This is a genomic window from bacterium SCSIO 12827, from assembly GCA_024397995.1.
Lineage (GTDB): Bacteria > Pseudomonadota > Alphaproteobacteria > Rhodospirillales > Casp-alpha2 > UBA1479.
Genome location: CP073746.1, coordinates 3,093,325 through 3,110,673, shown reverse-complemented (window position 1 = coordinate 3,110,673; position 17,349 = coordinate 3,093,325). Strand labels below are relative to the sequence as shown.

The 17,349-nt window shown below is 62.7% G+C and carries 14 protein-coding genes; 10 read left to right on the top strand and 4 right to left on the bottom strand.

Features of this window, described 5'->3' with window-relative positions; genetic code table 11:
• Positions 1–7: 7 nt before the first annotated feature.
• Positions 8–1,039 carry a multicopper oxidase domain-containing protein gene (locus KFF05_14530; protein ID UTW51126.1) on the top strand — a complete coding sequence of 344 codons (1,032 nt, stop codon included), beginning with the start codon at positions 8–10 and terminating at the stop codon, positions 1,037–1,039.
• 143 nt (positions 1,040–1,182) lie between these two features.
• Entirely contained in the window at positions 1,183–1,608 is a 426-nt protein-coding gene (locus tag KFF05_14525; protein ID UTW51125.1) for an Rrf2 family transcriptional regulator, read from the top strand.
• Between the two features lie 18 nt (positions 1,609–1,626).
• On the opposite strand, the gene KFF05_14520 is transcribed toward KFF05_14525, so the two are convergent.
• Positions 1,627–2,475 (bottom strand): LysR family transcriptional regulator, encoded by an 849-nt coding sequence (locus tag KFF05_14520; protein UTW51124.1) that lies wholly within the window; start codon positions 2,473–2,475, stop codon positions 1,627–1,629.
• Positions 2,476–2,650: 175 nt separating this feature from the next.
• Between KFF05_14520 and KFF05_14515 the strand changes: the two genes are divergently transcribed.
• The 5 genes from KFF05_14515 to KFF05_14495 all read left to right on the top strand — a co-directional run bounded on the left by KFF05_14515 (position 2,651) and on the right by KFF05_14495 (position 7,077).
• Positions 2,651–3,301 carry a superoxide dismutase gene (locus tag KFF05_14515; GenBank protein ID UTW51123.1) on the top strand — a complete coding sequence of 217 codons (651 nt, stop codon included), beginning with the start codon at positions 2,651–2,653 and terminating at the stop codon, positions 3,299–3,301.
• Positions 3,280–3,633, top strand: a complete 354-nt coding sequence (locus KFF05_14510; GenBank protein ID UTW51122.1) for a hypothetical protein — start codon at positions 3,280–3,282, stop codon at positions 3,631–3,633. The genes KFF05_14515 and KFF05_14510 overlap by 22 nt, the downstream gene beginning before the upstream one ends.
• Before the next feature lie 4 nt (positions 3,634–3,637).
• A complete protein-coding gene (locus KFF05_14505; GenBank protein UTW51121.1) occupies positions 3,638–4,663 on the top strand; it encodes a nitronate monooxygenase in 1,026 nt (341 codons plus the stop codon).
• Positions 4,664–5,749, top strand: a complete 1,086-nt coding sequence (locus tag KFF05_14500) for a 5-formyltetrahydrofolate cyclo-ligase (protein UTW51120.1) — start codon at positions 4,664–4,666, stop codon at positions 5,747–5,749.
• Positions 5,750–5,925: 176 nt separating this feature from the next.
• Positions 5,926–7,077, top strand: a complete 1,152-nt coding sequence (locus tag KFF05_14495) for a putative sulfate/molybdate transporter (protein UTW51119.1) — start codon at positions 5,926–5,928, stop codon at positions 7,075–7,077.
• 4 nt (positions 7,078–7,081) lie between these two features.
• Here the strand turns inward: KFF05_14495 and KFF05_14490 are convergent, their stop codons facing one another.
• A complete protein-coding gene (locus KFF05_14490) occupies positions 7,082–7,288 on the bottom strand; it encodes a TOBE domain-containing protein (GenBank protein UTW51118.1) in 207 nt (68 codons plus the stop codon).
• 153 nt (positions 7,289–7,441) lie between these two features.
• On the opposite strand from KFF05_14490, the gene KFF05_14485 reads away from it, so the two are divergent.
• The 3 genes from KFF05_14485 (at position 7,442) to KFF05_14475 (ending at position 13,435) form a co-directional block, all read left to right on the top strand.
• Positions 7,442–8,230: a molybdate ABC transporter substrate-binding protein gene (locus KFF05_14485; protein UTW51117.1), complete on the top strand. Its 789-nt coding sequence runs from the start codon at positions 7,442–7,444 to the stop codon at positions 8,228–8,230.
• A 619-nt stretch (positions 8,231–8,849) separates the two neighbouring features.
• A complete protein-coding gene (locus tag KFF05_14480; protein UTW51116.1) occupies positions 8,850–10,691 on the top strand; it encodes a hypothetical protein in 1,842 nt (613 codons plus the stop codon).
• Between the two features lie 83 nt (positions 10,692–10,774).
• Positions 10,775–13,435: a hypothetical protein gene (locus tag KFF05_14475; GenBank protein UTW51115.1), complete on the top strand. Its 2,661-nt coding sequence runs from the start codon at positions 10,775–10,777 to the stop codon at positions 13,433–13,435.
• A gap of 13 nt (positions 13,436–13,448) precedes the next feature.
• Here the strand turns inward: KFF05_14475 and KFF05_14470 are convergent, their stop codons facing one another.
• Together KFF05_14470 and KFF05_14465 are read right to left on the bottom strand one after the other, a co-directional pair.
• Complete coding sequence (locus tag KFF05_14470) at positions 13,449–14,798, bottom strand: PepSY domain-containing protein (GenBank protein UTW51114.1); 1,350 nt, start codon at positions 14,796–14,798, stop codon at positions 13,449–13,451.
• Positions 14,799–14,814: 16 nt separating this feature from the next.
• Complete coding sequence (locus KFF05_14465) at positions 14,815–17,250, bottom strand: TonB-dependent receptor (protein UTW51113.1); 2,436 nt, start codon at positions 17,248–17,250, stop codon at positions 14,815–14,817.
• Positions 17,251–17,349: the final 99 nt, after the last annotated feature.

The window sequence follows — 17,349 nt, the reverse complement described above, 5'->3', positions numbered from 1 at the left end:
ACATGACATGCAAAGATTAGGAGTGCTCATTCTTGCCTTGGCGCTGGGCGGGCTGTTGCCCGCCGGTGCCTGGGCCAAGGCCCGCCATTTCGACATGACGATCGAGGAAGTAACCATCGATGTCGCACCGGGCCTGAAATACAAGGTCTGGGCATATAACGGGCAAGTCCCGGGCCCGCTGCTGCGGGTGAAGGAAGGAGACGACGTCGAGGTCACGGTGACCAACAACACAACGCTCAGCCATACGATTCACTGGCACGGCATGTACCAGACCAACAGTTGGCGCAGCGATGGTGTGCCCAATGTGACGCAGAAGGCGATCGAGCCGGGCGAAAACTTCACCTATCGCTTCATCGCCGACAAGGTGGGCACCCTTTGGTACCACTGCCACGTCAACGTTCCCGAACACGTGGGCCTGCGGGCCATGTGGGGCCCCTTCATCATCGATCCGAAGGAGCCGATCCCCATCGAGAAGGAAGTCACCAAGGAGGCCATCCTGATGTTCTCCGGCTGGAACCCTGAGGTCGCGCAGGAATATGGCAAGGGTGGCCATCCGGGAGAGCCGATCACGTATTTCTCAATCAACGGAAAATCCTTCCCGACGACGCAGCCGCTCAGGGTCAAGAAGGGGGACGTCCTGCGTCTGCGCCTGATCGCCGCCACGCTTGATGTGGCCTTCCACCCGCATGGCCATGACATGCTGGTCACCCATAAGGACGGCCTGCCGTTGGCTTCACCCTATGAGGCAGACGTCATTCACCTGAGCCCCGGGGAGCGTTACGACGTCATCATGCGTATGAATAACCCCGGGCGTTGGATCGCCCATGACCATATCGAGCATCATACCTCCAACAACGGCAAGGCGCCGGGCGGGTCTGTCCTGGTCATCGAATACGAAGGCATCAAAACCGACGACTGGTACGTCTGGAAGGACAAGGCCTACGACGCTGATTTCTATTATTCGGAAAGCATGACCAAGGGGCCGGGGATCCATGACGTTCCCGAACACGAGGGCACGTTCCCGGAGCTTCGCCGCTGACCGCGTTTGATCCGGGGCGTCCCATCGGCCGAACGGCGGCACCGGGTGCGAGAGCGCCCGGTGTCGCCCTAGGCGCTCCCGCTCCGGCGGAGGGCGGGTGTTGCGAGTGGCGGCATCCTTTTGTGTGATCTATAATCCGGCGTATGCATTTAAGCCGTCATTCAGATTATTCCCTGCGCGTTCTTCTGTATCTGGCAGCGCGTCCCGATGAACGGGGCACGCTGTCCAAGATCGCCGCCTACTTCAACATTTCGCACGAACATCTGCGCAAGGTCGTTCACGAACTGGGCAAGGCTGGCTTCATCAATACCTTTCAAGGCAAGGGTGGCGGCATGGAGCTTGCCCGCCCGCCGGATCAGATCAATGTCGGCGACGTCATGGCGCGGCTTGAGGGGACAACCCCCTTGATCGACTGCGCGGCCATCGAATGCAGGCTGTCACCGTTCTGCTCTCTCAGCAATGCCCTTGCCGAGGCACAGAAGGCATTCTTCCAAAGCCTCGGGCGGTACACGCTGGCGGACCTCATCTCCAGCAAGGACATGATCCGAAAGCTGATTGCGGTGGAGTGACGACACGGCGCTGGGGCATCAGGCTGTTTCCGCCGCGACCCGGCGAATGCCTTCAAGCGCCGGTTCCAGCAGGCGCCGGTCCGCGTCGCTGGAATAGACCAGGTAGGCGGGCAACGGGAAGGTCGGCGCATCGGGCAGCCGGTGCAGTTGCCCATCCTGCAGGTAGGGCTGCACCAGACGGATCGGAAAGTATCCGGACCCGCCGAACTGCAATACGTGCTGCAGGCCGAGCCAGCCGATGTTGGCGGTGATCCCGGCACCCACGAATTCGGGGAACCGCGCATTGTGCTTGGCGTAAAATTCGGGCCCCCAGTCGACATAGACATAATCGGCATCCGGTTCCGCCCGCGCCGTCGGCCGGCTCGAAACCATGACCAGGCTTTCCTCCATCAGGGCCTCGACGGTCAGGCCCGGGCGGCTTTGCGGCGTGTACATGACGCCGATGTCGAGGCGGCCTTCGATCAGGCCCTGCATGAGGTCCGTTTCGAACCCGATCTCCGCGCGGACCGAAACATCGGGGGCGGTCTGGCGCATCAGCGGCAGCCAGCGGAGCAACAGGCGTTCCCACAGCCCGAACCGCCCCCCAACCGTGAGTGACGCCCGGTAGCCCCTGGAAATGCCCACGTCCTGGCGGGCGTGCTCGACCGTGCGCACCAGCACCGCCGCGTGTTTCTGAAACTGATGCCCGGCCGGGGTCAGGGCCGTCCCGGCCTTGTTGCGCACGAACAGCTTGCAGCCCAATTGCTCTTCCAATGAATGGATGCGGGCACTGACCGTCGATTGGGTGACGTGCAGGCGGTCCGCCGCGCCGATGAAATTACCGGCGTCGATCACGGTCAGAAAGGTGCGGGCGAGTTCGGTATCCATCGCAAGACCCTTGATCGGCGATTGCATTTATATCGCTATATTCGATTTAATCGACAATTTTTTATCGTTTGCAAGATATAAAAGCCAAGTCGTACCCTTTTCAGGTCACCACGCAGAGATGTGCAGGTGCCGCTTCCGGGTAGGAAGCGCGCCTTAGACCGAAGGAAACGACCGTATGCAGCTTACCCATGCCAGCCTTCCTTACGCCTATGACGCGTTGGAGCCGCATATGTCGCGCGCGACCCTTGAAGCCCACCACGGGCGGCATCACCGCGCCTATGTGGACAAGGCCAAGGTCCTGGCCAAGGAAATCCGCATGGACGATATGCCGCTGGAACAGATCATTCAGCAGGCCGCCAAAAATGCCCATCAGCGGGACCTTCTGAACAATGCGGCGCAGGCGTGGAACCATGCGTTCTTTTGGCGCTGCCTGCGCCCGGACGGCGGCGGCCGGCCCGATGGCGATCTGGCGAAACGCATCGACGCGACGTTCGGCAGCCATGACGAATTTGTCGATGTGTTCACCCGCACCGCCCTGGGCGTGTTCGGCAGCGGCTGGACCTGGCTGGTCATCGACGGCCCCGGGCTGGCGGTCATGCATACGCCCAACGGCGAGACGCCGATCATGCACGGGCTTTCACCACTGCTGACAATCGACGTTTGGGAACACGCCTATTACCTGGATTACCAGAACCGGCGGCCCGATTACGTGGCCGCGGTCATGGGCCACCTCATCAACTGGGACTTCGCGGCGCAGAATTTGGCGCGGCCGCGCTTGGCGGCAAGCGCCGCCGGTCCGCAGATATGGAACAGCGCGGGGGGCTGACGATGGTGCCGTCGGACATCCGGTTCTGGTTCGGCTATTTCTTCATCGGCCCGCCCGCGTCGGGAAAACTGCATCGCATGCTGGGCCTGGGGGGGCGTCCCCGCGAGGCATCGAACAACGACCATCGCTGCGAGGTCATTCCCTTCCCCGGTGCGGATCATGTGCCGCCGCGGCCTGTCGAGGTTCCCCGTCCGGTCTGGGACCGCGCCCGCCGGAATGCCGAAATGATCTGGAGCCACCCGAAGACGCAGGGGGCTTTCGTCGTCCAGCGGCTGGTCGCGATCACTCTGGCGGTCACCCTGGCGTCTCTGTTCGAACGGATATGTGAGTAGGGCCATGGACGGAATGATGATGAAATCGACACTCTGCGCGCTGCTCGGTTGCCGCTACCCGGTGCTTCAGGCGGGGATGGGCGGCGTCGCGCGGGCGGATCTGGTCGGTGCGGTGACCCGTGCCGGCGGTTATGGTTTCCTCGGCATGGTGCGCGAAAGCCCGGATATGATCCGCCAACAGATCGAGGCCGTGCGGAACGGCACGGATCGGCCGTTCGGGGTCAACCTGATCCCCGCCGCGACCGACTCCCAATTGCTCGACGACGAACTGGCGGCCTGCTTCGATGCCGGTGTGCATTCGATCTGTCTGTTCTGGGATGTCTATCCGGACGTGATCAAGCGGGCCAAGGACCATGGCTGCCTGGTGTTCCATCAGGTCGGCACGGTCGAGGATGCGCGGCTGGCCGAACAGGCCGGCGCCGATGTGATCATCGCGCAGGGGGAGGAAGCCGGCGGGCATGTCCACGGCACGACATCGTCGCTGGTTCTGGTTCCCCAGGTCGTGCGGGCGGTATCCGTTCCCGTGGTCGCCTCGGGCGGGTTCGCTTCGGGCCGGTCTCTGGTCGCGGCTCTGGCGTTGGGGGCGGCAGGAATCCACTGCGGCACGGCGTTCCTGGCGACCGAGGAATCCTTCGCCCATGCCTATCATAAGGAACGGGTCGTCGGCGCGCGTTCGGAAGACACCCTGCGCACCGACCTGTTCGCCATCAATTGGCCCATCGGGGCGCCAGTGCGGGTCATCGGCAACAGCCTGACGGCCAAGGCCGGCACCACGCGTTTCGGCCATGATCCTTATTTGCGAAAGCGCGAGCCGATTGCCCTGGAGGATGATCGGCCGATCTATCGCTACAGCACGGATTCCCCCTTGCGCAACATGCGGGGCGAGCTTGAGCAACTGGCCCTGTTCGCGGGGCAGGTGGCGGGAGAAATTGACGATATTCCGACCGCTGCGGTGCGGATCGAACGGATCATGGCCGAGGCGGCCGGGATCGTCGCATCCTTGTCGGGTCGGTTCGAGGAGGTTGAGTAAATGGAATGGCGTGAGGTCAACAAGTGGCGGCGGGAAACGCGGAATGAAATTCTTGTCGCTAGGTTGGCGCGGCCGTTGGCGGTCCGCAAAGCCACCCGGGATAGGATCGTGGCGCATCTCAGCCGTGAAATGCCCTGGCTTGGCCGGGACGGGTTCGGTTTTTACTGGCCGTTTCGGGGTGAACTGGACCTGCGTGATTTCGCCGCCGCGGCGATGTCCGGTGGCGGGGCGATGGCCTTGCCGGTGGTCGTGAAGGAAAAACAGCCGGTCGAATTTTGGGAATGGCGGCCGGAGACCAAGATGGTCCCGGGGGTGTGGAGCATCCCGGTTCCGGCTTCGCGTAAGCGGATGCATCCACCCGCGTTGCTGATTCCGTTGTTGGGGTTTGACGATGCCGGGTACCGGCTTGGCTACGGTGGCGGGTATTATGACCGGACCCTGGCGGCCTCAGCCGAAAAACCCCTGGCCATTGGCATCGGTTATGCCGTCGATCGCCTGGCCACCATCCACCCGCAGCCGCATGACATTCCCATGGACGCGATCGTCACGGAAGAGGGCGTGCGGTGGATCTCGACGCGAAACCCGCTTGCGGCGCGGGCCCCGTCCGTCGGCGATGCGGGAGACCCGCCCTGCATGATGAGCGAAGCCGATCCCGCTTACATGGGCTATCTCACAGATGAGGAAACGGCTGCGTTTCTCAATGAGCTTCTGGAAGGGGAGCGGGCCGGGGCGCGCGGCGTGATCGAGATGGCGCGCGCAACCCCGGATCTGGAGCTTCGCGTGGCGCTGTCCGCGGTCGCCCAGGACGAGGCCCGGTACTGCGCCATGCTGTCCCGCCATATCGAACGCCTGGGCGGTAAGCCCAGTATCGAAACCGGCGCGTTCCTGGACAAACTGCGGGACACGGCGGAACAACAGGCCAAGATCGAATTGTTGAACAAGGGGCAGTCCTGGGTCGCGCGGCGGCTGGTTGAACTCCTGCCGAAAATCGCCGACCCTGATCTGTATGACGATTTGTGTGAAATGCGCGAGGTCCACGACCGCAATGTCGCGCGCTGCGCGCGGTTCACCAAACTGCCGGCCTGACGACCGGCCCATGAACCACGGGGACGGCGGCCTTCCTCGGCATCCGCATCCCCGCAGCAGATCCCCGGACGGCCTGCCTGCCGCCCGGGGATCGTCCCGCTGATTGTGTTTTTCTTTTAGATGCTGCAAAATTTCCGACACTGTTCCGGCCCCATCCCGGAACCTGCGGGAGGCCCATGATCCAGACGACGGCAAAGAAGGCGACCGGATGGCTTGGCGAGATGTCGGGTGCGGTCGCCGATTTCGGCACCTTCCTGCCGCTGGTCATTGGTGTGCTGGCCGTGCGCGGGTTCGAGGGCACGGGCGTGCTGACCGGCTTTGGTCTGTTCGCTCTGGCGGTGGCCCTGGTCTACCACCGACCCATTCCCATTCAGCCCATGAAGGCCGTGGCGGCGCTGATCATCGTCGGCGCGGTGACCCCGGCCCAGGCCATGGCGAGCGGCCTGATCATCGGCGGCGTGCTGGTGGTCTTGGCGGTCACGGGCATCATCACGCGCATCGCGCGGCTGGTTCCCAATTCGGTCATCATGGGCGTGCAGTTGGGGGTCGGGGCACAGCTGGCGCTGCTCGGATTTCAACATGTGTCGGACGAACCTCTGTTCGGTGGTGCGGCGCTGGCCCTGTTGCTGCTGCTGTTTCTCACGCCCTACCGGCACCTGGGGTCGCTGGTCGTCGTGGTGACGGCGGCGGCGGCCTTTCTGATGACCGGCGGCACGGGGTTCGCGGTGACCGGGCCGGGGCTGCACTTTCCGTTGCCGGCCTTCCCGACCGTGGCGGATTTTCAGGCGGCGCTGACGACCACGGCCCTGCCGCAGTTGGCGCTGACCCTGTCCAACGCGGTTCTCGCGACCTCGGCCATTGCCGCCGAATACTTTCCCGATGATGCCAAGGAACGCACCAGCCCCCGGCGTCTGGCATTGTCGACGGGAATTCTGAATGTCGTGCTGGCGCCGTTCGGCGCGCTGCCCATGTGTCACGGGTCGGGCGGGCTGATCGCGCAATATCGCTTCGGGGCGCGGACCTGGGTGGCGCCTGCCCTGTTCGGGCTGTTCTGTCTGGCGCTCGGCATCGGCTTCGGGCCGCAGGCACGCGATGTGCTGATGTTGGTGCCGGTCGGCGCCGTGGGCGCGATCCTGGCCGTGGCGGGGACGGAAATGGCCCTCAACCGCCGAATTCTCGGCGTCAAGCCGAGCTGCCGCGTGGTCATCCTGTTGACCGGGGTGGTCTGCGTCGGCGTCAACATGGCCGTCGGCTTGGCCGTCGGCCTAGCGGCGGAAGCCCTGTGCAGCGCCTACTACCGCCGCCGCGGCGAAACTTCGGGCATTTGAACGCCTAGGCGCCCAGCATCACATCCGACGCCTTGATGATTACCGTCACCTCCTTGCCGGCGGCGAGGCCCAGGGTTTTGGCTGAATCCAGGGTGATGGACGAGACGATGGTATTGCCGCCGCCGATGTCGACCGTGACCTGGGCGGTGACGACACCGTCCTTCACGTCGACGACCTTGCCGGTGATCTGATTGCGCGCACTGATCTTCATGGGTCTGACTCCCGAATGGGTTGGCGGGGTTCCGTTTGTGATGCCCCGGTTTATGACCTTTCCCAGGGGCATTTACAGGCTCTCATAAAACTGCATAATTATGCAAATATTACGAAACAAAATACCGAATTATCGGGTTGGAGGATCAAGCCCATGCGACTCGCCGTTTTTGTTGCCTGTTTGTTGATGTCCGGAGGGGCCATGGCCGACACCGTGAAACTCCATGCGGCGGGCAGCCTGAAAGCCGCCCTCACGCAGGTCGCCCGGGATTTCGAGGCGGCCGCGGGTCATAAGGTCGAAACGGCGTTCGGGCCGTCGGGCCTGCTGCGGCAGCGCATCGAAAAGGGTGAGCCGGCCGAGGTCTTCGCCTCGGCCAACATGAAGCATCCGAAAACCCTGGAAAAGGCGGGCAAGGCGGGGCCCGTGCGCATGTTCGCGCGCAACAAGCTCTGCGCCATCGCCCAGCCCGATGTACGGGTATCGACGGACAGGCTTCTGGATGTGTTGCTCGACCCCAAGATCACGGTCGGCACCTCGACGCCCAAGGCCGATCCTTCGGGCGATTATGCCTGGCGGCTGTTCGCCAAGGCGGACAAGGTTTCGCCGGGGGCGGAACAGGCGCTCGACGCCAAGGCGGTGAAGCTGACCGGCGGGCCGACCTCGAAAAAAGCGCCCAAGGGCCGGAACCAGTATGGCTGGGTCATGGAAAACAAGCGCGCCGACGTGTTCCTGACCTATTGCACCAATGCGGTGCTGGCGAAGAAAGAGGTGCCGGGCCTGCAGATCGTCGCCGTGCCGGATGCCCTTTCCGTCGGCGCCGATTACGGCATCACCCTGATTGCGGGCGCGTCCAAGGCGGCGGCGCTGCTTGCCGATTATATCCTGGGTCCCGACGGTCAGAAGGTTCTGGCCCGCTTTGGGTTCGACGCCCCGGAAAAATAGGCCGGGATACGGGCCGGACGAATCGCCCGGACGCGCCCGATACGGGTAAGCTCAGAAAGCCGCCGGAAACCCGACACGGACGTTTCCTGTACGGGCTTTCCTATCCGGTTTGCGTAATCGATATCCGATTTACGCGGCAAAAACCGATGCGCTGCCTATTCACGCTTTCGATCTCCGACTTTCTATCGGTTAATCCAAGGTGGAAAGAACAATGCCAGGGGTAAACGGGTGCGCGGCCATGTCATGCTGGCCCTGTAGCATAATTTAGCGCTTAATCATAAAACAGCACACTTGGCCTCAACTGTCAGGCCGTGTAGCAGTATTTTGCCGGTTTTTCACAGGAATACATGGTCTTCGTATTCACGCGGTAGGCGGAAAGTTTGCGGTGGACGGCTGAGGTGCGGGAGAGTAGCGGATGGCTTTTTATAATCTTGCGTCCCTTTTTACCTGAATAATATATGCGCTTTGTGAGCAATCGCTGAGTGACTGGGGTTATGGAAAAGATGGCCTGTAACAGGCCGCAGTGGGGGTAACAGTGATTAACGGATTCGTGTTTCGTATTCAGCGGAGCGGTTTGCCGGTTGTGGCGTTGGCTGCCTTCCTTAGTGGATGCCAGACCTTGAATTTCGACACGGCGACAACCGTATCGCCCGGCGACGGGGAAACAAACCTGTCGGCGCAGATGTCGCAGCCGCGCGAGCTTGTCGCCTTGATCAGGGAGGGCGAGCAGGCCCTTCGGGACAAGGATCTGGATAAGGCGCAGCGCCTGTTCAGCGGCGCGCTCAAACTTGATATCACCAACGCGGATCTGCAGTTTCTCAACGGCCTTGCTTATCACCTGATCGGCATTTCCAAGGATCGGTCCAAGCTGGAACTGGCCGAACAGGGGCTGTTGCTCGCCCTCAAGTTCGACCCCAGCCATCTCGCGGCGCGCTATCAGTTGGGCCTGCTTTACATGGATCAACGCCGCTACGCCCTGGCTCAGGGGCATCTTGCCGCCGTTGCTTTGCACCGGCCGAGCGATGCCCCTCTGCTGTACAATCTGGCGGCCAGTTCCTACTACAGTCACGATCCGCAAATGGCGGAAGCGGCCTTGAATCAAATGGCCAAGATCTCGCCGGAATCGGCGGCTGACCCCGATGTTCTGTGGGCCCAGGCCTTGGTCAAGGCGGCGCTGAACGACAACGAGGCGGCGAAGGGTTATCTCAAATCCTTCCGCGACAAGGATGCGCCGGGCGATCAGGTGAAACAGCTTGAACGGCGGCTTTACTCTTGGCGGGGTTTCTACGAGCACGACGCCAAGATCATCCCGGCCCAGTTCGGCCAGCAAAACCCCTATGGCACGCCGTCCGGTCAGAGCAATCCCTACGGGGCGCCGACCAGCCCTTACGGCAGCGCCCCCGCGAACCCCTATGGCGCGGATTCCGGGGCGGGTATCGCGCCGGGTACCGCCAGGGGGGGACTGCAGAACGATTCCAGCATGGTTGTCGTCGATGTCGTCATCATCGGCACCCAGGAAGACGTACGCCAAACCCGGGGTATCAATCTTCTGAACGGCTTGCAGCTTCAGTTCGGCAACCCGACGACAGGCGCCTACGGCTTCGGCTGGTCGCGCAATAACATCAACGACAAGATCGACAGCGGCCTTGACGAGAACACGCGGACGATCACCAATCAGATCGGCATTCCCGCCGTGACCTATTCGTTGAACATCGCGAACTCGGCCGATTCGGAAAATGAAATCCTGGCCAAGCCCAGCCTGGTCGCCCAATCGGGCCGGACGTCCGAATTCTTCTCAGGCACGGAAATCCTGGCTGCCGCCGTTTCCGGCGGCGACGGGGATTCGGTTTCCGTGCAGAAAGAGGTCGGAGTCAAATTGGCGGTGACGCCGGAAATTCTCGAAGACGATTTCTTGCGCCTGCATGTGGTCGCGGAACGGACCTTCCTGACCGATCCGGCAAGTTCCGTGCTGTTCGAATTCCGTCTCGACACCACGAAAACCAATGTCAATTCGACGGTCACCATGCGGTTCGGCGAAACCCTGATTTTGGGCGGGCTGAGCGAGCGTGAAACGTCGAATTCCAAGGACGGCGTGCCGGGGCTCATGGATATTCCGGGCGTCAGCCTGCTGTTTTCCGAGCGGTCCAAGCGCCACTTCGAACGTTCGATCCTGATTCTGCTGACGCCTCGGCGCCCGCAGTATACCCGCCAGGCGGAAGACAACCGCGCGAAGACCCGCGACCGCCTGAGTGACCTTGAACGCGATCTGGAACGTTTGGCCAAACGCCATGAAGATTGGTTCACCCCGCGTCCGACATTCAATCAGATCATCGATAACTTGAAAAAACGCGAGTTTTTCGAGGAATTCCGGTCGGGCGATTTCCGCCTCAGGGCTTGGAACGAAGATCCCAGAAACCTCGAACATATCGCCAGCATCCAAAAACGATTGGCGAATAATTAGAAACGATATCGTCTCTGAGCGGTGGGACGCATGGACCCCCATCCGACGCGAATGCCTGCGATCGATCAGGGAGGTCATGGATTGTGATGGTGAAGAACGTGTTTCTGCGCAGGATGGCCTGTGCGGTCCTACTGTTGACGTTGCTGCCGATCGCCGGCGGCCGCCCCGCGACAGGACAGTCGCCGGGCATCAGCGCACCGCCGGCCGGTGAAACGGTCAAGGCGACCTGGACGCTGATTCCCGGCCGCGCCAAGGATCTGTCGATCAACGCCGCGGCCATGGCCTATGCCGTGGGGGATGACGGCGTTGCCCTGCGGTGGCGGGCGGTCAGCCAGAAATGGGCCAGGATGTCGGGGGCCTTCGTGCGCATTACCGCGGCCGAAGGCAACAGGCCCTGGGGCGTGACCTCGGACGGCAACGTCATGCGCTTCAACGGCCTATGGTGGGAATCGAAAGGCGACAAGGTCGCCGACGTGGCCGGTGACGCGGTCGGTAACATTTACATTGTTCGGCTTGCCGGCACTGTCGAGAAATGGGAGCCCCTGTCGCAAAGCTGGAAAGCCGTGCCGGGACAGTTGGCGCGGCGCATCGCTCTTGATATCCGGGGCAAGCCGTGGATCGTCACGCCCAAGGGACAGATCATGCGCTGGGAAGACGGCGTCTGGATTACCATGCCGGGGATTGCCCGTGACATCGCGCTTGGCGCCGATGGTTCGGCCGTCATCGTCGACGGCAACGGGCAATTGCGGAAACTGCGCATGTCGCCTGTGCGTTGGGTGCCTTACGAGGGGGTCACCGATGTTGTCGCCGTGGGGCTTACCCCCAATGGCGGCCCTTGGGTGACCTTGGGCGACGGGCGCATTTTCGCCACCGTGCTGATCCGCGATCAGGTGCCGCTGACCGAGGAAGAAAACAAAGACAAGGCGGAAACACCGCATGCGCCGGTGCCTCAGGCGCCGCTGGCGCAGGCACAACCGATCATCGCGCCGAAGATCACGGCAAGCAACGTGCAGGCCACGACAAACACGGCCACGGAAAGCACCGCGCCGGATGCCAAGGCCGACGAGCCGACTGCCCAATCCATCGGCACCTCGGGCAGCGGCTCGGGCACAAGTAACAAGTCCAATTCCAACAGCAATTCCGTGTCACCCGGCGGCGGTGGTGGAACCAGCGATCCAGCCGCCAGCACGACGAACGAGAAACTGGAATTCGTCGATACGCGCGGCACCGCCCAACAGATCGCGATCGGCCGCGACGGCAGCGTGTTCGCGCTGGATACCAGCGGCGGGATCACGCGGTGGAGCAATGCCCGAGGTTCTTTTGAAAGCTTTCCCGGCCAGTTGGCGCGCATTGCCGTGGACAGCCAGGGTAATCCCTGGGGCGTGACCAGCGTCGGCCGCGTGTTCCGCCACGATGGCACGGCTTGGGTTCAGGTCCAGGGGGTGACCGCGTCGGATATCTCGATCGGCGGCAAAGATGATATCGTGCTGTTTGCCAGTGCCGACGGCATCTTGTCCCGGTTCGACATGGCGACGGGCAAGACCAGTAATGTTCCCGGTTTAGGCGTTCAGGTCGCCGCCGGGCCGGACGGCACGCCTTGGACCATCAGCAAGGACCATATCGCCCAGCGTTGCGGAAAAAGCCCCTGCACCCCTCTGTTTCAACTGGCGCGCAGCATCGCGGTGGGGCCTGACGGCACGGTGTTCCTGGTCAACACCAATGATCTTTTGATGCGCAAGCGCCCGACCGATAAGAAATTTTCCCAGGTCCTGGTGCCGGGCCACACGCCCGCCGCTGTCGCCGTCGGCCCCAATGGTTTCCCTTGGGTGGTGACGAGCACGCGCAAGGTCCTGGCGACCCGCTACTTCGAACGCAACGAGGCCGGTGATCGCGTCCTGGCCTTGAAGTCGAGCGGTGATACCACCGGCAGCGGTTCGACCGCGGCCGTCGTCGCGTCGCAAAGCGCCAGCGCCTTCACCTTCACCAAGAACCTGAAGTTCGACAAGTACAAGTCGAGTGACGCCGAAGCCAGCATGGGCATGCTGTCGGATGTCCATGCCGGGCATACGGGCGCGGTCTACATCTCGGGTGACACGGGGGTCTTTAAGTTCAACACCAAGACCGAAAAGTTCGAGGCCCTGGACAAGGCGTTCTCCAATTCGTCCCTGGCTGATGTGGGCGAGGATGAAAGCGGTACCTTGTGGGGGTTAAGCCAAATCGCGCCGGCCCGCGTGTACCGCCTCAAGGGAACCCAGGAAAAAACCTATTACGTCATCAATTCCACCGACACCAACACGCCGCGCAACATGGCGGTTGCCGCGGACGGCACGGTTTACGTCGCTGTCGGCGCCCAGCTCTATAAGATGGAAGCCGGCAAGAGTGTGTTCAAGCAGATCGAAAGCGACGACATTTTCTATGTTCATCTGGGCGCCGGCGGCGATCTCTGGATTATGAACCAGTCGTATAAAGTGCAGCAGTATACAGGCAGCAAGTTCGAAAACCGGCCCAAGGGCACGGCCCAGAAGGCGCAGGATATGGCCGTCGGTGCGGATGGATCAGTCTATGTTCTTGATTTTTCGACGAATCTGCTGAAGAAGTGGAACGCATCGAATGGGCGGTTCGACGATGTCAACATTACACAGGCGATGCACAAGGTAACCGTCACAATCGACGGCCGCCCATGGATCGTCAACACCTCCGGCGATATTACCTCCTCGGGCGACATTTGGCGCGCCAAGGACTGATCCCGTCGGCCGGTCAGGTGCGTAGCCGCAACAGGACCCAGAATCCTGCCGGCGCCAAGGCCAGGCCGGTGAACAGAACGATCAGCAGGATGAAGCCGGGCGTCAGGTCCGGGACCGGGGCAAGCGTCTCCGACGCGATTTGCGCGCGGTGTTGCTGGGCCAATCCGTAGGCCAGGGTTCCCTGAATGGCGGCCGTGATCACGGCGACCGTCGGCAGGATGGCGGCGAGCGCCGCCCAGGGACGCGGCCGGACGGGGGCATTATCCCGACGGCGCAGCCACATGCCGTACATGCCCGCCAGAATGCCGCCCGAAAGAAGAAGGCCCGTCATCAGCCAGATGATACGGGTGATCAGACCACCCCAGGTGCCGAAGTGCAGCGGGTCGGCGGTTTCCACCCAACGGTCGAAGGCACCCAGATCCGTCGCCCGGCGAAGCGCCAGGACCTCGCCCGTATAGGGATTAAGATGCACCTGATTGGCGCGCGCGCGGACCAACCAGGCTTCGGCCTGACCCTGGAAGATCAGGGAGGCGCCCATCCGGCGGGGCAGGGTCACCAAGACCGTGTCGAGCGCCGGATAGGCCCGCCAGGCCAATGCCTGGGCATGATCCAGGTCGAGCATCATCGGGGACGGCGGCAGGCTTTTGATGGCCGCCGCCGAAAGACGGGCGGGCTTGGCGTCCTCGGTCAGGACTTCCGCCTTGTGCAGCCCCCACTCGGCCAGATACCAGATCCCGGTGACGGAGAGCATCACGGCGACGACCAGGGACCAGGTGCCCGCGAAACGGTGCAAGTCCGAGCACAGGACACCGCGCCCCTGGTCGACCCGCAGGCGGACCAGCGCCCGCCACCACCGCTTGATGGACAACAGGCCCGTCACGACCGAGATCAGCAGCATCAGCCCCAAGGGGCCGACGATGAGGATGCCGTGCAGCCCCTGTATCGTGGGCACGATGTAGAACTGTTTGTGCAGCAGGCGGAAGAAGCTTTGCGTGTTGAAGGTGCTGCGCTGTCCCTGGACCCGGCCGCTGTAAGGGTCGACCAGCACCACGCGCAGACCGCTCTCCCCGTGGTGGACCAGAACGCGGGCGGCCCAGTGGTCGCCCCGGGGGGCGGCGATCCGTCGGATCGCGACATCGGGATAGGCCTGCCGGACGCTGTCGTGAATTTTCTGCCACGACAGGGCCTTTCGTTCCGCCGCCGGCGGCGGGTCCACCCGATAGGCCGGATCGGTCAGCCAGGTCAGTTCCGGGCCGAACACGGCGATGGTTCCCGACAGGCACAGCACGAAGGCCAGCAGGCCCAGGTTAAGCCCAAGCCAGGAATGGACCCGGTACAGGGCCTTGCGCGTGCCGCCGGTCAAGGCCCCGCCCGCGCCGTCAGAACGTCATGGATAGGCGGCCGAGAACGGTCAGCGGCTCACCCGGATGGACGATCGCCTGGTTCGATGCGCGTTCGTAGAAGTGCTTGTCGAACAGGTTGTAGACATTGAGATTCAAGGTCATCGACCGCCATGTGTATTTGGCGCCCAAGTCGGCCACCCAATAGGAATCGAGGATGTAGGCGGTGTCGAACTGGGCCCTGTTGTCGCTCACGTAACGCACGCCACCACCAAGTGACAGACCGCCGAGGGCGGTATCCTGAGGGAAGTCGTAGGAGGCCCAGAGCCGCGCCTTGTGGACCGGCACGTTGCCCAGGCGTTGGCCGACTTGCGAGGTGTCTTCCGGATTTTCCAGGGTCTGCGATTGGGTATAGGAGTAAGAGCCGATCAGGTTGACGCCGGCGATGGGGGTGCCCGACAGGTCGAACTCGAAGCCTTCGGCCTTCTGGCTGACGCCGGGAATGTAGCGGATGTCGCCGGTTGCATTCTGATGGGCGGAATCGACCACGCCGACATTTTCCTTTTTCAGATAGAACACGGACGCCGTTGCCGAGAACCGCTTGTCCGGAGTTTCCGCCTTCACGCCGATTTCCAGTTGTTCGCCCGTTTCAGGGGCAAGCGGATTGTCGTTGACGTCGAGGACCGAGTTGCCTTGGGGTTCGAACGATTGTGCCGCGCTGGCGTAGACGGAATAGGCATCGTTCAGCTGATAGAGAGAGCCGACGCGGAACGTAAAGTCGGACGCGTGAACGGCGCGTGCCTTGACACCGTCGGTTTCGCTCTCGCCTTTGACGAAATCAAAGCGCCCGCCGACCAGGACCTTCAGGCGCCCGTCTTCCAGCATGGACATTTGGTTCTGGCCATAGAACGACAGACGCCGGTTATGGGCGCGGATCGACTGTTTGGGCTGTGACGACGGCGGTGTGTAATTGATTACGGGATTGTCGGAAATCGTCACGTTGGACGTGTTCTCGCGAAATCGCAGGAAATCCGAGATCTCCCATGAAAACTCGGAGCCGAACAGCAAGGTGTGGTCGATCCCGGCGGTGTTGAACTTGCTTTGCAGGTCGGCCACGGCCTGGACTTCGTCGTCCGTGCGGTCCTCGTTCTGATAACGCAGACGGATGACTTCGGCGCCCACGGTGCCAACGACGTTGCGCGGGCGCAGGGATTCGTTTTCCGCATGGGCGCGGTGGAACGACAACTGATGGCGCAGCGTGACGGCGTCCGAGAAATCGTGGCTCAACTGGTAGCTGGCCGAATAGTCGCGGATGTCGCGGCCGTCGAGCGATGCCAGGTTGAAGGACGTGCTGTCCGACACCAACTGCTCGCCGTTGAAGCCGATGGGGACACCCGTGTCATAGGGCTGCTTCTCGCGGGTATAGCCCAGCTCGAACAAAACTTCCGTGCCCTCGCGGGGGGTCCACAACAGGGTCGGCGCGGCGGTGACGCGGTCCAGGTGCATGCCGTCGCGGAACGAGCCTTCGTCCGTATAGGCCAGGTTCGCACGGTACAGAAGGGAGCCGTCGGCGGTCAGGGGGCCGGTCAGGTCGGCCGTCGTCCGGTAGTGGTCGTAGCTGCCGGCCTCGGCGTCGACATCGTATGCGGCGGTCGCCTGGGGGCGTTTGGTGACGACGTTGAGCATGCCGCCCGGCTCGATCGCGCCGTACAGGATCGAGGCCGGACCCTTGAGAACCTCGACGCGCTCCACGTTGACAAGGTCGACCGTGCCGACGTTGGTCGCGCGCAATCCGTTGCGCCGCAGGACCGAGGATTCGAAGCCGCGGATGAAGGGCAGGACCTCCGACTGCGCGTTCAGGGTATTACCGGCCTGGACCACGCCGCTGACGTTTTCGTAGACGTCCTTCAGGTTCTGCGCGCCCTGGTCCTTGATGATCTGGCGGGGGACGACCTGGATCGACGCCGGGGTTTCGGAAATCGGCGTATCGGTCTTGGTCGCGGTGGCGCTGCGGGTCGCCCGGTATCCTTCGACCGGACCCCAGGCGCTTTCCCCCTGTCCCTCGACCGTGATCGGGCCGAGCACCATGGCGTCCGCGCCTTCGCCGGGCTTGGCCAGGGCGACGGTGCCGGGGCCGGTCGATTGCCAGCTGACGCCCGTGCCGCCCAGCAGAATGCGCAGCGCCGCGGCGGGCGGCAGGTCGCCTGAAACCGGTTGCGAACGCAGGCCCTTGGTCAGGCCCGCGGGATAGGAGAATTGCCAGCCGGATTGACGTCCGAAAGCCTTCAGGGCTTCGGCCAGGGGTTGCGCCGTGATGTCGAAGCGGCGCGTGGCATCGGCCGGCGCCTGGGCGAATTCGGCCGCATCCAAGCGGTCCGGGGTTTCCGCCGCTGCCGGGCCGCCCACATGAATCACGATACCGGTGGCCAGAAAACCGGCCATAAGCAGCCCGCTGCTGCGGCTTGTCGTCGTCATTTTCGATTACACCTTTACGCCCATTTCATAATTATGCGAATGCGATTTAATAGCATTCATATTAAGGACGGATGGTGTGGGGGAGTTTGAACAAATTTA